This is a genomic window from Lentzea albidocapillata subsp. violacea, from assembly GCF_900100275.1.
GTDB lineage: Bacteria > Actinomycetota > Actinomycetes > Mycobacteriales > Pseudonocardiaceae > Lentzea > Lentzea violacea.
Map to the genome: position 1 here is coordinate 1 of NZ_FNET01000045.1, position 15,667 is coordinate 15,667.

General features: G+C 70.1%; 17 protein-coding genes and 2 rRNA genes. 17 read left to right on the plus strand and 2 right to left on the minus strand.

Translation table 11 applies throughout. The annotated features are described in order from the left end of the window. The 14 genes from BLR21_RS41070 to BLR21_RS41130 form a co-directional block, all read left to right on the plus strand. Positions 1–120 (plus strand): 23S ribosomal RNA (locus BLR21_RS41070); the annotation flags it as partial. Between the two features lie 109 nt (positions 121–229). Then, positions 230–346: ribosomal RNA gene (rrf, locus tag BLR21_RS41075) — 5S ribosomal RNA — on the plus strand. 92 nt (positions 347–438) lie between these two features. Next, positions 439–2,943, plus strand: a complete 2,505-nt coding sequence (locus BLR21_RS44320; protein WP_176930036.1) for a hypothetical protein — start codon at positions 439–441, stop codon at positions 2,941–2,943. After that, positions 2,940–3,734, plus strand: coding sequence for an HAD-IIA family hydrolase (locus tag BLR21_RS41085; RefSeq protein ID WP_090015523.1), 795 nt, complete (start codon positions 2,940–2,942; stop codon positions 3,732–3,734). The genes BLR21_RS44320 and BLR21_RS41085 overlap by 4 nt, the downstream gene beginning before the upstream one ends. A gap of 5 nt (positions 3,735–3,739) precedes the next feature. Continuing rightward, a complete protein-coding gene (locus BLR21_RS43055; protein ID WP_169745989.1) occupies positions 3,740–3,907 on the plus strand; it encodes a hypothetical protein in 168 nt (55 codons plus the stop codon). 6 nt (positions 3,908–3,913) lie between these two features. After that, positions 3,914–4,726 carry a TlyA family RNA methyltransferase gene (locus BLR21_RS41090; protein WP_090015524.1) on the plus strand — a complete coding sequence of 271 codons (813 nt, stop codon included), beginning with the start codon at positions 3,914–3,916 and terminating at the stop codon, positions 4,724–4,726. Then, positions 4,723–5,613, plus strand: coding sequence for an NAD kinase (locus BLR21_RS41095; RefSeq protein WP_090015525.1), 891 nt, complete (start codon positions 4,723–4,725; stop codon positions 5,611–5,613). The genes BLR21_RS41090 and BLR21_RS41095 overlap by 4 nt, the downstream gene beginning before the upstream one ends. 80 nt (positions 5,614–5,693) lie before the next feature. Then, on the plus strand, positions 5,694–7,475 hold the full coding sequence (recN, locus tag BLR21_RS41100) for a DNA repair protein RecN (RefSeq protein WP_176930038.1): 1,782 nt from the start codon (positions 5,694–5,696) through the stop codon (positions 7,473–7,475). Positions 7,476–7,540: 65 nt separating this feature from the next. Next, positions 7,541–8,140, plus strand: coding sequence for a hypothetical protein (locus BLR21_RS41105; protein WP_143028140.1), 600 nt, complete (start codon positions 7,541–7,543; stop codon positions 8,138–8,140). Then, on the plus strand, positions 8,133–8,741 hold the full coding sequence (locus BLR21_RS41110) for a hypothetical protein (RefSeq protein WP_143028141.1): 609 nt from the start codon (positions 8,133–8,135) through the stop codon (positions 8,739–8,741). The genes BLR21_RS41105 and BLR21_RS41110 overlap by 8 nt, the downstream gene beginning before the upstream one ends. Further along, positions 8,738–9,169, plus strand: a complete 432-nt coding sequence (locus tag BLR21_RS41115) for a hypothetical protein (protein WP_090015528.1) — start codon at positions 8,738–8,740, stop codon at positions 9,167–9,169. The genes BLR21_RS41110 and BLR21_RS41115 overlap by 4 nt, the downstream gene beginning before the upstream one ends. Further along, positions 9,166–9,606, plus strand: a complete 441-nt coding sequence (locus tag BLR21_RS41120) for a hypothetical protein (protein WP_090015529.1) — start codon at positions 9,166–9,168, stop codon at positions 9,604–9,606. Before BLR21_RS41115 ends, BLR21_RS41120 begins: the two co-directional genes overlap by 4 nt. Positions 9,607–9,667: 61 nt before the next feature. Beyond that, a complete protein-coding gene (gene steA / locus BLR21_RS41125) occupies positions 9,668–10,852 on the plus strand; it encodes a putative cytokinetic ring protein SteA (RefSeq protein WP_090015530.1) in 1,185 nt (394 codons plus the stop codon). Further along, entirely contained in the window at positions 10,849–11,787 is a 939-nt protein-coding gene (locus tag BLR21_RS41130; protein WP_090015531.1) for a copper transporter, read from the plus strand. Before steA ends, BLR21_RS41130 begins: the two co-directional genes overlap by 4 nt. Here BLR21_RS41130 and BLR21_RS41135 read toward each other — a convergent pair. After that, positions 11,784–12,467 (minus strand): hypothetical protein, encoded by a 684-nt coding sequence (locus BLR21_RS41135; protein ID WP_090015532.1) that lies wholly within the window; start codon positions 12,465–12,467, stop codon positions 11,784–11,786. The two genes, BLR21_RS41130 and BLR21_RS41135, sit on opposite strands and share 4 nt — an antisense overlap. Before the next feature lie 178 nt (positions 12,468–12,645). Between BLR21_RS41135 and BLR21_RS41140 the strand changes: the two genes are divergently transcribed. The 3 genes from BLR21_RS41140 to BLR21_RS41150 are packed head-to-tail and all read left to right on the plus strand — an operon-like array spanning position 12,646 to position 15,365. Further along, positions 12,646–14,328 (plus strand): CTP synthase, encoded by a 1,683-nt coding sequence (locus BLR21_RS41140; protein WP_420843942.1) that lies wholly within the window; start codon positions 12,646–12,648, stop codon positions 14,326–14,328. Beyond that, complete coding sequence (locus BLR21_RS41145; RefSeq protein WP_256335258.1) at positions 14,325–14,960, plus strand: NUDIX domain-containing protein; 636 nt, start codon at positions 14,325–14,327, stop codon at positions 14,958–14,960. The genes BLR21_RS41140 and BLR21_RS41145 overlap by 4 nt, the downstream gene beginning before the upstream one ends. 9 nt (positions 14,961–14,969) lie before the next feature. Further along, entirely contained in the window at positions 14,970–15,365 is a 396-nt protein-coding gene (locus BLR21_RS41150; protein ID WP_256335259.1) for a DUF2752 domain-containing protein, read from the plus strand. Here the strand turns inward: BLR21_RS41150 and BLR21_RS41155 are convergent. Further along, positions 15,362–15,667: transposase (locus BLR21_RS41155; protein ID WP_176930037.1), on the minus strand; the 306-nt coding region annotated here is incomplete at its 5' end. The genes BLR21_RS41150 and BLR21_RS41155 overlap by 4 nt on opposite strands.

Genomic DNA, 15,667 nt, shown 5'->3' on the forward strand with positions numbered 1-15,667 from the left:
GAGGTATCCCACTCTTCGTGAGTTAAGGCCCCCAGCTAGACCACTGGGTTGATAGGCCAGAGGTGGAAGACCGGTAACGGTTGGAGCTGACTGGTACTAATAGGCCGAGGACTTGTTACAAAGACGCTACGCATCCACTGTGCGGTTCTGGAAGAACAACCAGGACCGGTCGAACCCGCTGGCAGGTTGTTTTCTGCTGGTTCGGGGTTCAGGTTGAATTCCATAGTGTTTCGGTGGTTATAGCGTTGGGGAAACACCCGGTCCCATTTCGAACCCGGTAGTTAAGCCCTTCTGCGCCGATGGTACTGCACTGGTTACGGTGTGGGAGAGTAGGTCGCCGCCGAACTTTACTTCCCTGAAGGGGCTTGTGATCGCGGGGCACAATTACAGTGCTTCGCTCACAGGCCCCTTTCAGCGTGTCCATAGTAGGAGGATTTGGTGTCAAGGTTCGGGGATCGTCCCGGCGACCGTCAGCGTGGCCAGGGAGACCGACCGCGCCATTCCGACGGTGGCCGTCCATCAGGCGACCGCAAGTTCAGCAGCAACAACAACAACTCCCAGCGCGGTGAAGGCTCCGGCGACCGCACCAACAGCGGTGACCGTCGAGACAACCGCGCCGGCTCCAGTGACCGCGGCGGCTACCGCGGCTCCAGCGACCGTCCCGCCTACCGCAAGGACGACTCCGGCGACCGCGGTGGCTATCGCGGCGACCGTTCGAGTGACCGTGGCAGCTCCGGCGGCTCCAGCGATCGTGGTGGCTACCGCAAGAGCGATTCGGGCGACCGGGGCGGCTATCGCGGTCAGGGTTCCAGCGAGCGCAGCGGTTTCCGCAGCGACCGCCCTGCCTACCGCAAGGACGATTCAGGCGATCGCGGTGGTTCCCGCGGTGGCCAGGGTTCGAGCGACCGCGGCGGCTACCGCAAGAGCGAGTCGAGCGACCGTGGCGGCTACCGGGGCTCCAGTGACCGTCCCGCCTACCGCAAGGACGACTCGGGCGATCGCGGTGGTTACCGCGGTTCCAGCGACCGTCCCGCTTACCGCAAGGACGACTCCGGCGACCGTGGCGGTTACCGCAAGAGCGAGTCGAGTGACCGTGGCGGCTTCCGCTCCGGCGAGCGCAGCGGCTCGAGTGACCGCGGCGGCTTCCGCAAGAGCGACTCTGGCGATCGCGGTGGCTACCGCGGCCAGGGTTCCAGCGACCGGGGCGGCTTCCGCAAGAGCGAGTCGAGCGACCGTGGTGGTTACCGCGGCTCCAGCGACCGTCCCGCTTACCGCAAGGACGACTCGGGTGACCGTGGCGGTTACCGCAAGAGCGAGTCCGGCGATCGTGGCGGTTACCGGGGCTCCAGTGACCGTCCCGGCTTCCGCAAGGACGACTCCGGCGATCGCGGTGGTTACCGCGGCCAGGGTTCCAGCGACCGTGGTGGCTTCCGTAAGAGTGAGTCGAGCGACCGTGGTGGCTACCGCGGTTCCAGTGACCGTTCGAGCGACCGTCCCGCTTACCGTAAGGACGACTCGGGCGATCGCGGCGGTTACCGCAAGAGCGAGTCCGGCGATCGCGGTGGTTACCGGGGCTCCAGCGACCGTCCGGCTTACCGCAAGGACGACTCGGGCGACCGCGGTGGCTATCGCGGCGACCGTTCGAGTGACCGTGGCAGCTCCAGCGGCTCCAGCGATCGCGGCGGGTTCCGCAAGAGCGACTCCGGTGACCGGGGCGGCTCCCGCGGCCAGGGTTCGAGCGACCGTGGCGGTTACCGCAAGAGCGAGTCGAGCGACCGTGGTGGTTACCGCGGTTCCAGCGACCGTTCGAGCGACCGCGGCGGGTTCCGCAAGAGCGACTCGGGTGACCGTGGTGGCTACCGCAAGAGCGAGTCTAGCGACCGTGGCGGTTACCGCAAGGACGAGCGTTCCGCTCCGGTGCGCGACGACCGTCGTAAGGACGAGCGCAGCCGTGAGCGTGCGGCGCGGTTCCAGGAGCGTCAGACCGACCCGGAGACCACCGGCCAGGACGCGCCGGTCGCCGCCGAGGTGACCCCGGCCGCCGAGCGCGCCGGTTACCGCCTGGGCGACGGTGCCGCGGCCACGCGCGCCGCAGCCGGCCGTGAGACGGCAGCCGAGACGACCACCGACGCCGAGGTCGCCGCTGAAGGCGACACGGACGAGGTGGCGAAGACCGAGACCGACGAGGGTGACGCCGTCGCCGCCGAGGTCAGCACCGAGGCCGGCGACGAGCCGAGCGACGAGGCGCCCGCGCCCCGTGGCGGACGGCCTCCGCTGCCGGACGAGGCCGACCTGTCGCTGCTCGACCCGGAGATCAAGCTCGAGCTGCGCAGCCTGCCCAAGGGCCTCGCGGAGATCATCGGCAAGCACCTGGCCGCGGCCGGGCTGCTCATCGACGAGGACCCCGAGCTGGCGCTGGAGCACGCGCGGTACGCGCGGAGCAAGGCTGCTCGTGTCGGTGTCGTGCGTGAGGCGGCCGGTCTGACGGCCTACTTCGCGGACGAGTGGGCCGAGGCGCTCAGCGAGCTGCGGGCAGCCCGCCGGATGATGACCGGCCCGGGCCACCTCGCGATCATGGCGGACTGCGAGCGGGCCCTGGGCCGGCCGGAGCGGGCCATCGACCTCGCCAAGGACCCGGCGGTCAAGGACCTCAGCCAGGAGGACGAGATCGAGCTGCGCATCGTCGCGGCCGCCGCTCGTCGTGACATGGGCCAGCTCGACGCCGCCGTCGTGGCGTTGCAGGGGCCCGACCTCGATCCGGGGCAGCGCAATCCCTACTCCGCGCGGCTCTTCTACGCTTACGCCGACAACCTGGCCGCGGCCGGTCGCATCGAGGAAGCCGTCAAGTGGTTCCTCAACGCCGCCGAGGCTGACGACGAGGGTGAGACGGACGCCGCCGAGCGCGCGTTCGAGCTGACCCAGGAGGAGACCCCGGAGCAGTGAGCGAGACGTTGGTCGACAGGTACGACGCGTTGCTGATCGATCTCGACGGCACCGTCTACCGGGGATCCCAGGCCGTGCCGGGTGCCGCCGAAGCAATCGCTGCGGCCAGAAGCAAGGGCGTCGGGATCCGGTACGTCACCAACAACGCCTCCCGCTCACCGCAGATGGTCGCTGATCACCTCGTCGAGCTCGGGTTCGAGACGAGCGTCGACGAGGTGAGTACCTCCTCGCAGGCGGGCGCGGCCATGCTGGCCGAACGCCTGCCGAAGCGATCCACTGTGCTCGTGCTCGGCACCAAGGCCCTGGAGGCCGAGGTGCTCAAGCGCGGACTCATCCCGACCGACACCGCCGACGGCGCGGTGTCGGTCCTGCAGGGGCTGTCCATGGACCTCGGCTGGCGTCAGCTGGCCGAGGCCGCGGTCGCCATCCGCGGCGGCGCGCTGTGGGTGGCGTGCAACGTCGACGCCACCCTGCCCACCGAACGCGGTCTGCTGCCCGGCAACGGCAGCCTCGTCGCGGCGCTGAAGACCGCGACCGGCCAGGAGCCGCTCGTCGCCGGCAAACCCGCCACCCCGCTGCTGCAGCAGGCGGCGAAGGACCTCGGCGCGAACCGCCCGCTGGTGATCGGCGACCGCCTCGACACGGACATCCTGGGCGCCGTGAACGCCGGCATGGACTCCTTGCTCGTCCTCACGGGTGTATCCACCGAACAAGAGGCGCAAGCGCTTCCGGATGAGCAAAAGCCCACGTATGTCGGCGCGGACCTGTCGGTACTGCATCGGCTACCGTAAGAGGAGTGAGCTACCCCCTGCCCGGACCGCCGCCCAACCCGGCTGACGCCATCGACGGCGCGCTGGAGCGGCTCGACGGGCTCGAGAACGTTCCCCTCGACGAGCACGTTGCCCGGTTCGACGCCGTGCACGCGACGCTCACCGACGCACTGTCGAGCATCGACAAGGTGTGATGCACAGTGCCTCGCAGGGTGCGGCTCGACGCCGAACTCGTGCGCAGGGGGCTCGCCAGGTCCCGTGAGCACGCCAGCCAACTCGTCGCGGACGGTCGCGTGAAGGTGCGCGGCACCGTCGCGACGAAGCCCGCGACCGCCGTCGAGACCTCCGACGCGGTCGTCGTCAAGGACATCGGCAACGACCCGAACTGGGCGTCGCGCGGCGCGCACAAGCTCATCGGCGCGCTCGAGGGCTTCGAGATCGACCCCACCGGCAAGCGTTGTCTCGACGCGGGCGCGTCCACTGGCGGTTTCACCGACGTGCTGCTGCGCAAAGGCGCACGGCAGGTCGTCGCGGCCGACGTCGGCAGGGGTCTGCTCGACTGGAAGCTGCAGACCGACGACCGGGTCGTGGTGAAGGACAAGACCAACGTCCGCACCCTCACGCCCGAGGACATCGGCGGCAGTGTTGAACTCGTGGTAGCCGATCTTTCGTTTATCTCGTTGAGGCTTGTGCTTCCCGCACTGGCCGCGTGCCTCGACGAGGAAGGCGACCTGCTGCCCATGGTCAAGCCGCAGTTCGAGGTGGGCAAGGAGCGCCTCGGCTCCGGTGGCGTCGTGCGCGACCCCGAACTCCGGGTCGCAGCCGTACTCGACGTGACCAGGGCGGCGGCCGGACTGGGGCTGGCCGTGCACGGGGTCGTCGCGAGCCCGCTGCCCGGACCGTCGGGCAACGTCGAGTACTTCCTCTGGCTGCGCAAAGCGGATCCGCTCCCGGGAGGATCGGACGCTGTTGCACAGATGGTGCGCACCGCCGTCGAAGAAGGGCCCCAATGAGGGAAGTCCTGCTGGTCGTCCACACCGGGCACCAGAGCAACATCGATCTCGCCCGTCAGGTGGCCGGACGGCTCGCGGTCGGGGGCGTCACGACGAGGGTGCTCGACGACGAGGCGCGTGACCTCGGCCCGTCGTGCTGCACCAAGGTCGTGCCCGCCGACGACCACGCGGCCGAAGGCACCGAACTGGTGCTGGTGCTGGGCGGTGACGGCACGCTGCTGCGCGGCGCCGAACTCGCCCGCCCGGCGCGGGTGCCGGTGCTGGGCGTCAACCTGGGCCGGGTCGGGTTCCTCGCGGAGGCCGACTCGGACGCGTTGCACGAGGCCGTCGGCCACGTGCTGGAGCGCGACTACTTCGTGGAAGAGCGCATGACGCTCGACCTCGTCGCGAAGGTCAACGGCGACGTGGTCGCGAAGACCTGGGCGCTCAACGAGATCACCGTCGAGAAGCTGATCCGCGAACGCATCCTCGACGTCGTGGTCGAGGTCGACGGCCGCCCGGTGTCTGCCTTCGGCTGCGACGGCGTGATCTGTGCGACGCCGACGGGCTCGACGGCCTACGCGTTCTCCGCGGGAGGTCCGGTCGTGTGGCCGGACGTGCAGGCGATCCTGGTGGTGCCGAGCAACGCGCACGCGCTGTTCTCGCGGCCGCTGGTCGTCTCGCCGAAGTCGCATGTGGCGTTCGAGATCGACGCGTCGGGCCACCCGGCGGCGCTGTCCGCGGACGGGCGGCGCACGTTCGAGCTGCCCGCGGGCGCGCGGATCGAGATCGTCGAGGGCGAGGTGCCGCTCAAGGTCGTGCGGCTGCGCCAGGCACCGTTCACGGACCGGCTGGTCGAGAAGTTCGCGCTGCCGGTGAAGGGATGGCGGGGACCATCGGCAGGCTGACCGCGCCGCTCGGTGCGTCGGCACTTGCCCGTTATGGTGCCCGCGAGGAAATGTCGGACTCGACAAGTAAGGTTCGCCCTGTGCTGGCCGAGATGCGCATCAATGGCCTTGGCGTGATCGACGAGGCCACCCTTGAACTAGACCCCGGCTTCACCGTGGTGACCGGTGAGACGGGCGCGGGCAAGACCATGGTCGTGACCGGGTTGCACCTGCTCGGCGGTGGCCGGGCAGAGGCTTCGCGGGTGCGCACCGGGGCTGACAAGGCGGTGGTCGAAGGCCGCTTCCAGGCTCCGGCGGGCAGCCCTGCCGCGAAGGTGGCGGAGGAGGTCGGCGGCGAGGCCGACGAGGACGGGTCGCTGATCGCGATCCGCACCGTCGGCGCCGACGGCCGTTCGCGAGCCCACGTCGGTGGCCGCTCCGTGCCGGTCGGCGTCCTGTCCGAACTGGCCGAGCAGCTCATCGCCGTCCACGGGCAGAACGACCAGCTGCGGCTCATGCGGCCGACCGAGCAGCGCGGTGTGCTGGACCGCTTCGCCGCCGACGACGTGAGCGCGCCTTTGCGCAAGTACCAGGCCGTTCGCGAGGAGTGGCTGCGTGTTTCCGCGGAGCTGAAGGAACGCACCGAACGCTCCCGCGAACTGGCCCGCGAGGCCGATCTGCTGAGGCACGGCCTGACCGAGATCGACGCCGTCGCCCCGAAGCTGGGCGAGGACGCCGAACTCCACGACGAGGCCCGACGGCTCGCGGACGCTGACCAGCTCCGCGAGGCCGCCCAGGGCGCCCAGTTCGCGGTGTCCGGCTCGCTGGAGGGCGACCCGGACAATCCCGGTGCGCTCGGGCTGATCTCCGAGGCCGCCCGCAGGCTGTCGGCGTCGGAGGACCCGAAGCTGCGGGAGATGGAGCCGCGGCTGGTCGAGGCGGCGACGTTGCTGGCCGACGTCGGTGCCGAGATCTCTGGCTATCTGGACCACCTGGAGGCCGACCCCGGCCGGCTCGAGTCCGTGCTGCAGCGGCAGGCGGAGCTCAAGGCGCTGACCCGCAAGTACGCCGCCGACGTCGACGGCGTGATCGCCTGGGCCGAGGACGCGCGCACCAGGCTGGGCGGGCTGGACACGTCCGAAGAGGCGTTGACCGGCCTGGCCGCCCGTCGTGACGAGCTGGCCGCGGAACTGGCGACGCTCGCCGGCCAGGTGACGGCCGCTCGCGTCGAGGCCGCGCTGGAACTGGGCAAAGCCGTCACCGAGGAGCTCGACGGGCTCGCCATGCCGCACGCCTCGGTCGAACTGGCCGTCCGGCCCCGGCACGCCGAAGCGGGGGACGCTCAGGCGTTGTCCGTCGGACGGTCGATCCTGCACGCCGGCGCGTCCGGTGTGGACGACGTCGAGCTGCGGCTGATCTCGCACCCCGGGGCGCCCGCCCTGCCGGTGCACAAGGGCGCTTCCGGCGGTGAGCTCTCCCGGGTGATGCTGGCGCTGGAAGTGGTGCTGTCGCACTCGGATCCGGTGCCGACACTGGTGTTCGACGAGGTCGACGCCGGCGTGGGCGGCCGGGCCGCGGTCGAGGTCGGCCGCCGGCTGGCCCGGCTCGCCCGGTCGCACCAGGTGATCGTGGTGACGCACCTGCCGCAGGTGGCCGCGTTCGCCGATCGGCACCTCGTGGTGGACAAGTCCGCCGACGGGACGTTCACGCGGTCCGCGGTGCGGAGGCTGGACGAGACGCAGCGGGTCGTCGAACTCGCCCGGATGCTGGCCGGCATGGACTCGACCGACACCGGCCGGGCCCACGCCGAGGAGCTGCTGGCCGCGGCCAAGGCGGACAAGTCCGCTGCTCCCGTGGTCCGCCGGAAGAAGAAAAAGGCCTGACCGGCGCGGTTGTTCCGGTCGCTGCTCCTCCCGCTGTTCCCGGCCGGGTTCGGCATGATGGGGGAGTGACGGGAACTTTGACCACGCGCCGGGTGCTCGGGGCGGTGCTGGTGGTCGTCGCGGCCGGACTGGCCGTGGCGGCCACGTTCCTGTCCGCGTACTCGGTGCAGGTCGTGGTCAGAGGTCAGACGTTGCGCTTCGAGGCCACCTCCTGGGTGGTCGAGCGGGACGACTTCCGTGAGGTGCTGCTGCTCGAACCCCTCGAGTTCGGGCAGCCCGCGGTGGGGGCCGCGCTCGTCATGGCGCTGGCGGCCGTGCTGGCGTTCCGGATTCCGGCACTGCGGGTCGGGTCGCTGCTCGGGGCCGGCCTGCTGGCCGGGGTGGCGTGGGCCGCCGTCTCCCGGATCCAGGGGTTGCTGAAAGGGCTGGGAGAGATCGACTCGCCCGTGCCCATCGAGGTGGAGCAGGGCGAAGGGGTCACCCTGTTGATCGTGGCAGCCGGGGTGGCCGTGGTGGCCGCCGTGCTGCATCAGGAGTTGCCTCGGGCGGACCAGGCGGAACCCGACGGTGACGGGGTGGTCGTCCACCAGATCGACGACGAGGCGGACGACACCGACACACCGCCGTACGGATATCCGGTGATCGTGGAGCCCAAGAGTGATTGATCGTCGCAAGACCGCATGGGTGCTGCTGGCGCTGGGGGCGGTGCTGTCGGTCGTGGCGTCGCTTCAGGCCGTCTTCAGCACGGTCTACAAGGGGTTCGGGTCCGACCTGACGATCACCTGGTCCCTGTGGGCCACCAGGTCGGTTCCACAGGACGAGGCCGCCGGCCAGTCCGCTCTCTTCGCCGCCGGGTGGCCGGTGGTGGTGTCGGCGATCGTGATGGCCGTCGCCGTGGTGTTCGTGGTGCGCGAGCGGACCGCGTTCGTCGGGCGGCCGCTGGCCATGGGCGGGGCCGGGCTGCTGGCCGGGGTCGTGCTCCTCTACGTGGTTCAGGTCTGGGAACTGGAGCGGGTCATCAACGCGCAGCCGCAGGCCGGTGCCGGCCAGGACGAGCTGCTCTACCACGGTGGCTTCTACCTGTTGATGGTCGCGGCCGTCGCCGGACTCGTCGGTGCGGTGCTCGCCCAGAGGCGGAGTCCCGAACCGGTGGCGGAGGACGACGACGGGGAGGCGGTGGTCGTGCACCAGCTCGGCAGCGACGACGACACGCCGCCCTTCGGCCTCGCCATTCCGCACGACGACGAGCAGCGGGAGGCTCGGTGATCGGCAGACCTACGGCGATCGCGTTGATCGCGGCGGGAGTGGTGCTGACCGCCACGGCGATGGTGTTGCCGTGGTACTCGACCGCCTACGCCGGCGGGGTCGAGGTCGTGGTCAGGGCGTGGGGGACGGAGATCCTCAACAAGCCCGGCGACTGGCCCGCGGGAGAGCTTTCGCCCTGGTACGGGGTGCCGGTCGTGGTCACCGCCGCGTTGCTCGTCGCCGGGGTGTGGATCAGCCGGGCGGCGCTGGCGGGAGCGGCCGGGCAGCTCGGTGCCGTGGGCGTGATCGCGGCGCTCGTGATGTCGGAGCGCGGGCACGCGGTCGAGCAGCAGGGCGACTTCGCGGTCGGGTTCGGGCTGGTGTTCCTCGCGGCAGGGACGCTGGTCGCGCTGGCCGGAGCCGTTGCGGTGCAACGGGAGGCGACGTGAGGAAGGTCGTGGGCGTCGTCCTGTTCGGACTCGCCGCCGCGGCCGCGGTCGCGGCCACGTTCCTGCCGTTCTCGGAACTGTTGATCAGTCTTGCCCCCGGGCAGCCGCAGACCACGTACGTCACCACGGGGTGGAGCACGCGGTTCGGTGGCACGCGGGACGAGCACGGTCCGTTGTTCGCCATCCCGATCGTGGTGGCGGCCGCCGCCGTGCTGGCCGGGGTGCGATGGCGAAAGGCCGCCTTTGCCGGAGCGGCCGCGCTCGCGGGTGTCACCGGAATGTTGTTCGTGTATTTGCTGAACGCGATCAGCTTTCACAAGGAGGGCAACATCGCCATCGATCCGGCGCTGGAAGCCGGGTTCGGCAACGGTATTTGGGTGCTCATAAGCGCAGTGGTTCTCGCGTTTGGAGCCGTAGTAGTTCACCCCGACGACTGACCGCCGGAATTGCCCGGCGTGCCTCACCTGTCGCGTGCGCACCGTGAGCCACTATCGGCTCATGAAGCTTTCCGGGCTGCTGAGCCGCACCAACCACGAACTTCCCGGAGTCACGGGCGTCGCGCGGGTTGATCGGCGCGCGAGCGACCTGGTTCGGCGCGTCAGTGCCGGTGACATCGCGGTGATGGACCTGGTCGACATCGACCGCCGGACCGTCGAAGCGCTCGTCGCGGCCGAGGTCGTCGGCGTCGTGAACGCGTCACCGTCCATTTCCGGGCGGTTTCCCAACCTCGGCCCGGAACTGCTGATCGAGGCCGGCATTCCGCTGATCGACAACGTCGGCGCTGTCGCGCTACGGGAGATCAAGGAAGGCGCCAAGATCCGGCTGCACGAAGGTGTCGTGTACGCCGGGGAACGCGAGCTCGCCAAGGGGATCGAGCAGAACGCCGAAAGCATCGCCGACGCGATGATCGAGGCGAAGGCCGGCATGTCGGCGCAACTCGAGGCGTTCTCGGCGAACACCATCGAGTTCCTGCGCCGGGAACGCGCGCTCGTTCTCGACGGCGTCGGCGTGCCCGAGGTGTACGTGCCGATGCGCGACCGGCAGGTGCTCGTCGTCGCCGGCGGGCCGTCGCACGCCGAGGAACTGCGCAAGCTCCGCAAGTACATCCGCGAGTACCGGCCGGTGCTGATCGGCGTCGACTCGGGCGCGGACACGCTGATCGACGCCGGGCTCAAGCCGGACATCATCGTCGGCGACCCCGACGGCATCGGCACGGCGTCGCTGCGCGCGGCCTCCGAGGTGGTCGTGCCCGCGCAGACCGACGGTCACGCGCCCGGCCTGCAGCGGATCCAGGACCTCGGCATCGGCGCGGTGACGTTCCCCGCGTCGGGCAACGCCGAGGATCTCGCGTTGCTGCTCGCCGAGGCGCACGGGGCGTCCCTGGTCGTCACGGTGGGGCTGCGCGCGACGCTGCGCGAGTTCCTCGACCGCGGGCACTCCGGTTCCAACCCCTCCACGTTCCTCACCCGGTTGAAGCTCGGCAGCAAGCTCGTCGACGGGGAGGCCGTCGCGACCCTGCACCGCAGCCGGGTCTCGCTGGGCGTGATCGTCCTGCTGGTGACCGCCGCGATCGTCGCCATGGCGGCGGCCCTCGCGGTGTCCGGTGTCGGTCACGTCTACGTCGACATCGTGGTCGACGGCTGGCAATCCGTCGTCAACTGGTTCAAGGGGTTCTTCTCGTGATCACGCTGCGCTACCACATAGTTTCGATCACCGCGGTGTTCCTCGCGCTGGCGGTCGGTGTCGTGTTGGGGTCGACCGCGATCAGCGGAAGGCTGCTCTCCGGGCTGAGCGACGAGAAGAACTCGTTGGCACAGCAGGTGAACGACCTCCAGAACGACCGCAACGCGTTGAACGCCAAGCTGACCGAGGCGGACAAGTTCGCCTCGTCCGTCGGCCCGCTCGCGGTCAAGGACCGCCTCACCGACCGCACCGTCGTCATCGTGACGACGGCGGACGCCCGTCCGTCCGACCGGGACGCGCTGACCGGGCTGCTCAAGTCCGCGAGCGCCACCGTCACCGGCGAGATCCAGCTGACCGACGCGTTCACCGACCCGTCCCGCGGCGACCAGCTGCGCGATCTCGTGGCACGGCTGCAGCCCGCCGGCTCGCAGCTGCCCACGGCCGCGGACCCCGGCACCCGCGCCGGTGGCCTGTTCGGGGCGTTGCTGCTGCTCAACCCGTCCAACAACCAGCCGCAGGCCACGGCCGACGAGACGGCGTCCGCGCTCGCCGGGCTGACCAACGCGGGGTTCGTGAAGGCCACCTCGGGGATGAAGCCGGCGCAGCTCGCGATCGTGCTGGCCGGCGGTGCCGCGATCGGTGACTCGGCCGCGGACCGCGCCTCGACCGTCGCGCGCTTCGCCACCCAGCTCGACCGGGCCGGCGCGGGCGTCGTGCTGGCGGGCGCGAACGGTTCGGCGAACGGCACGGGCGCGATCGGCGTGGTCCGCGCGGACACCGCCGCGACGTCGATCCTGTCCACGGTGGACAACTCCGACACCCCGGCGGGCCAGGTCGTCGTGGTGATGGCGTTGAGCGAACAGCTGGAGGGCCGCTCCGGCCGTTACGGCGTCGCGGGCAACGCGGAGGCGTCCTCGCCCGGTACGGCCAGTTAGTAGTCGGTCGTCCAGTCGCCGGGCAGGATCTTCAGCAGCTGTTCGAAGGCGTCCGGTGTGCGGGCGCGGGCCCACAGCCACTGACGGTCGTCCTCGCGGACGATCAGGTCGTCCGCGACGAACCAGCGGGTGCCGGGACTGTGCAGCGGCAGCAGGGCGAAGTGGTCCTCGAGCAGGGAGGCGTCCGCCTCGGACGTCTCCCTGTCCGCTGTTCCGGCCCCGTCGCGGAACAGCGACTCGGACAGCACCATCTCCACGCACGCCAGCGAGAACCGCGGCAGCCAGGTGTCCCAGCGCTCCTCGGTCCGGTCGACGAGGTCGAGCTTGATCATCACCTCGGGGTCGTCGCCGTCCAGCGTCGTTCCCCAGGCCGCGACCCACTGGTTCTCGGCGCGGAACACCAGGACCTCGTCGTCCACGCGCAGTTCGGACGGCGTCAGCAGGCGGTCCTGGTTGCTGGTCAGGTCGGGGCGCTTGCCGAACAGCGACAGCGCCTCCTTCACCGCCTCGGGCAGCCGGACGAGCAACTGCTCCTCGGCGGCGGCGAGATCGGCCCGGGTCCAGCCGTCCTGCGGCTCGATCGGCTCGGCCCACGCGGCCGCGAAACCCTCGACGAAACGCCACGCCCCGGAGCGTTCGCGCACGGCTCTTGCGGCTTCCCCTGCCACGTCGAAGGTCACGTGACAACTTTTCCTGATGCCGGCCTTTGCCGTGGGAGGTTCGGCAAAACCCCTCGCTGCGCCGATCGGGTGATGTGATCTGCCGGGTCGTGGTGCGCTGAGTGACTGGCGGCGTGTTAGCGTTATGGCCCGTGGATAGGGGGATTCGGCCCCCACGATTTTCACGGGAGCCCCGTTGGTGCAGCAGGCACGTACGACCAAGCACGTCTTCGTCACGGGAGGCGTCGCGTCCTCCCTGGGCAAGGGGCTCACCGCCTCCAGCCTCGGCCAGTTGCTCACCTCGCGCGGCCTGCGGGTGACGATGCAGAAGCTCGACCCGTACCTGAACGTGGACCCCGGCACGATGAACCCGTTCCAGCACGGCGAGGTCTTCGTGACCGACGACGGCGCGGAGACGGATCTCGACATCGGCCACTACGAGCGGTTCCTCGCGCGGGACCTGAGTGGCGAGGCCAACGTCACCACCGGTCAGGTGTACTCCGAGGTCATCGCCAAGGAGCGGCGTGGTGAGTACCTGGGCGACACGGTCCAGGTGATCCCGCACATCACCGACGAGATCAAGCGCCGCATCCGGGCGATGGCCGAGCCGGACGCCGACGGCGTCAAGCCGGACGTGGTCATCACCGAGGTCGGCGGCACGGTCGGTGACATCGAGTCGCTGCCGTTCCTCGAGGCGTGCCGTCAGGTGCGTCACGACGTCGGCCGCGACAACGTCTTCTTCCTGCACGTCAGCCTGGTGCCGTACCTGGCGCCGAGCGGCGAGCTGAAGACCAAGCCGACGCAGCACTCCGTCGCGGCGCTGCGGAACATCGGCATCCAGCCCGACGCGATCGTGTGCCGTGCGGACCGGGAGATCCCGGACGCGCTCAAGCGCAAGATCGGCCTGATGTGCGACGTCGACACGGAGGCCGTCGTCGCGGCCGTGGACGCGCCCTCGATCTACGACATCCCGAAGGTGCTGCACTCCGAGGGCCTCGACGCCTACGTGGTGCGCCGCCTCGACCTGCCGTTCCGCGACGTCGACTGGACGGTGTGGGGCGACCTGCTGGAGCGGGTGCACAACCCGTCCGAGACGGTGAAGATCGCGCTCGTCGGCAAGTACGTCGACCTGCCGGACGCGTACCTCTCGGTCACCGAGGCGCTGCGTGCGGGCGGTTTCGCGCACCACGCCAAGGTCGAGATCAAGTGGGTGCCGTCGGACGAGTGCCAGACGCCCGAGGGCGCGGCACGGGCGTTGTCCGGCATGGACGCGGTGCTGATCCCCGGCGGGTTCGGCGTGCGCGGCATCGAGGGCAAGCTCGGCGCGTTGAAGTACACCCGCACGCGCGGTGTGCCGACGCTCGGCCTGTGCCTCGGCCTGCAGTGCATGGTCATCGAGGCCGCGCGGAACCTCGCGGGCATCGAGGACGCGAACTCCAGCGAGTTCGAAGAGGGCGGCACGCCGGTCATCTCCACGATGGCCGACCAGCAGGACGTCGTGGCCGGTCAGCGCGACATGGGCGGCACGATGCGCCTCGGCGCGTACGTCGCGAAGCTCACGCCGGGGTCGGTCGTCGCCCAGGCGTACGGCGCGACCGAGGTGTCCGAGCGGCACCGCCACCGCTACGAGGTCAACAACGCCTACCGGGGCAAGCTCACCGAGGCCGGCCTGGTGTTCTCCGGCGTGTCGCCGGACGGCCGCCTGGTCGAGTTCGTCGAGCTGCCCTCGGACGTGCACCCGTTCTACGCGGGCACGCAGGCGCACCCGGAGCTCAAGTCGCGTCCCACGAAGCCGCACCCGCTGTTCGCGGCGTTCGTGAAGGCCGCGATCGACTACCGCGTGGCCGACCGGCTGCCCCTGAAGGCCGGAGCCTCGAAGTGACATTTGATTTTGGGACGTCCAGGCACGACTTCCGCACGGTCTCCAGCGAGGACCTGCACGTCGGACGCGTCGTCGCGCTGCGGCTCGACGAGGTCGAGATGCCCGGCGGCGGCACGGCCAAGCGCGAGATCGTCGAGCACATGGGCGCCGTCGCGGTCGTGGCCGTGGACGACGCCGGTGAGGTCGTGCTGGTCCACCAGTACCGGCACGCGCTCGGGCGGCACCTCTGGGAGCTGCCGGCCGGGCTGCTCGACCACGACGGCGAGGAGCCGGTCATCGGTGCGCGCCGTGAGCTGGCCGAGGAGGTCGGGCTAGACGCGGCACGCTGGGACACGCTGGTCGACGTGGCCGCGTCCCCCGGCTTCACCGACGAGGTCGTGCGCGTGTACCTGGCACGCGAACTGTCCGAAGTGGACCGTGAGGTGCAGGGTGAGGAGGAGGCGGACCTGGAGATCCACCGCTTCCCGCTCGACGAGGCCGTGCGCATGGTGCTGGCGGGGGAGATCGTGAACTCCTCGACCATGGCCGGGCTGCTCGCGGCGCACGAGGTGCTGGCGGGACGGGCGCAGCCGCGTCCGGCCGACGCACCGTTCCGCGACAGGCCGACCCGGTTCGCCGCGCGCAAGAAGTAGGTTGGGCTCATGCAGACGTTGAAGGGTGCCTTCGCACGGATGAAGGCACCCTTCGGCGTTCTCGCACTGGGTGGCGCGGGCGCGGTGCTGCTGCTGTTCGTCGATCCGACCAAGCCGGGCAACCTGCTGCCGAAGTGCCCGATCAACTGGCTGACGGGGCTGAACTGCCCCGCGTGTGGTGCCACGCGCATGGTGCACGCGTTGCTGCACGGGGATGTCGTCGGCGCGTTCCACTTCAACGCCGTGTTGCTCGCGTTGGGCGTGCCTCTGGCCGTGTGGCTGTTCGCGCGCTGGACCCGCGACCGGTGGAATGGCGAACGGCGATCCGTGCCGAAGTCGGTCGGTGTCGCCGTTCTCGTCGTTGCCGCCGTGTGGGGCGTGGGTAGAAACCTCGCGGGAATCTAGTGTGCTGCGCCGGAAATTCGCCTGCAAAAGCGTGCGAGTGATTCGAGGATCTCTTCGGCGGTCTTGGTCCAGAGGAACGGCCGGGGATGGGTGTTCCAGTCGGTGATCCAGGCCCGGACGTCCTTCTCGAGTGCTTGCACGCTCTTGTGGGCGCCGCGTTTGATCTTCTGCTCGGCCAGGAACCCGAACCAGCGTTCGACCTGGTTGATCCACGAGGATCCGGTCGGGGTGAAGTGCATGTGGAACCGCGGATGCTTCGCCAGCCAGGCCTTGATCGCCGCGGTCTTGTGCGTGCCGTAGTT

What these genes read in the sequence shown, in the direction of transcription:
- BLR21_RS41095 (WP_090015525.1), top strand. Translation starts at nt 4,723, where the DNA reads ATGAGGGAAGTCCTGCTGGTCGTCCACACCGGGCACCAGAGCAACATC.
- steA (WP_090015530.1), top strand. Translation starts at nt 9,668, where the DNA reads ATGAAGCTTTCCGGGCTGCTGAGCCGCACCAACCACGAACTTCCCGGA.
- BLR21_RS41150 (WP_256335259.1), top strand. Translation starts at nt 14,970, where the DNA reads ATGCAGACGTTGAAGGGTGCCTTCGCACGGATGAAGGCACCCTTCGGC.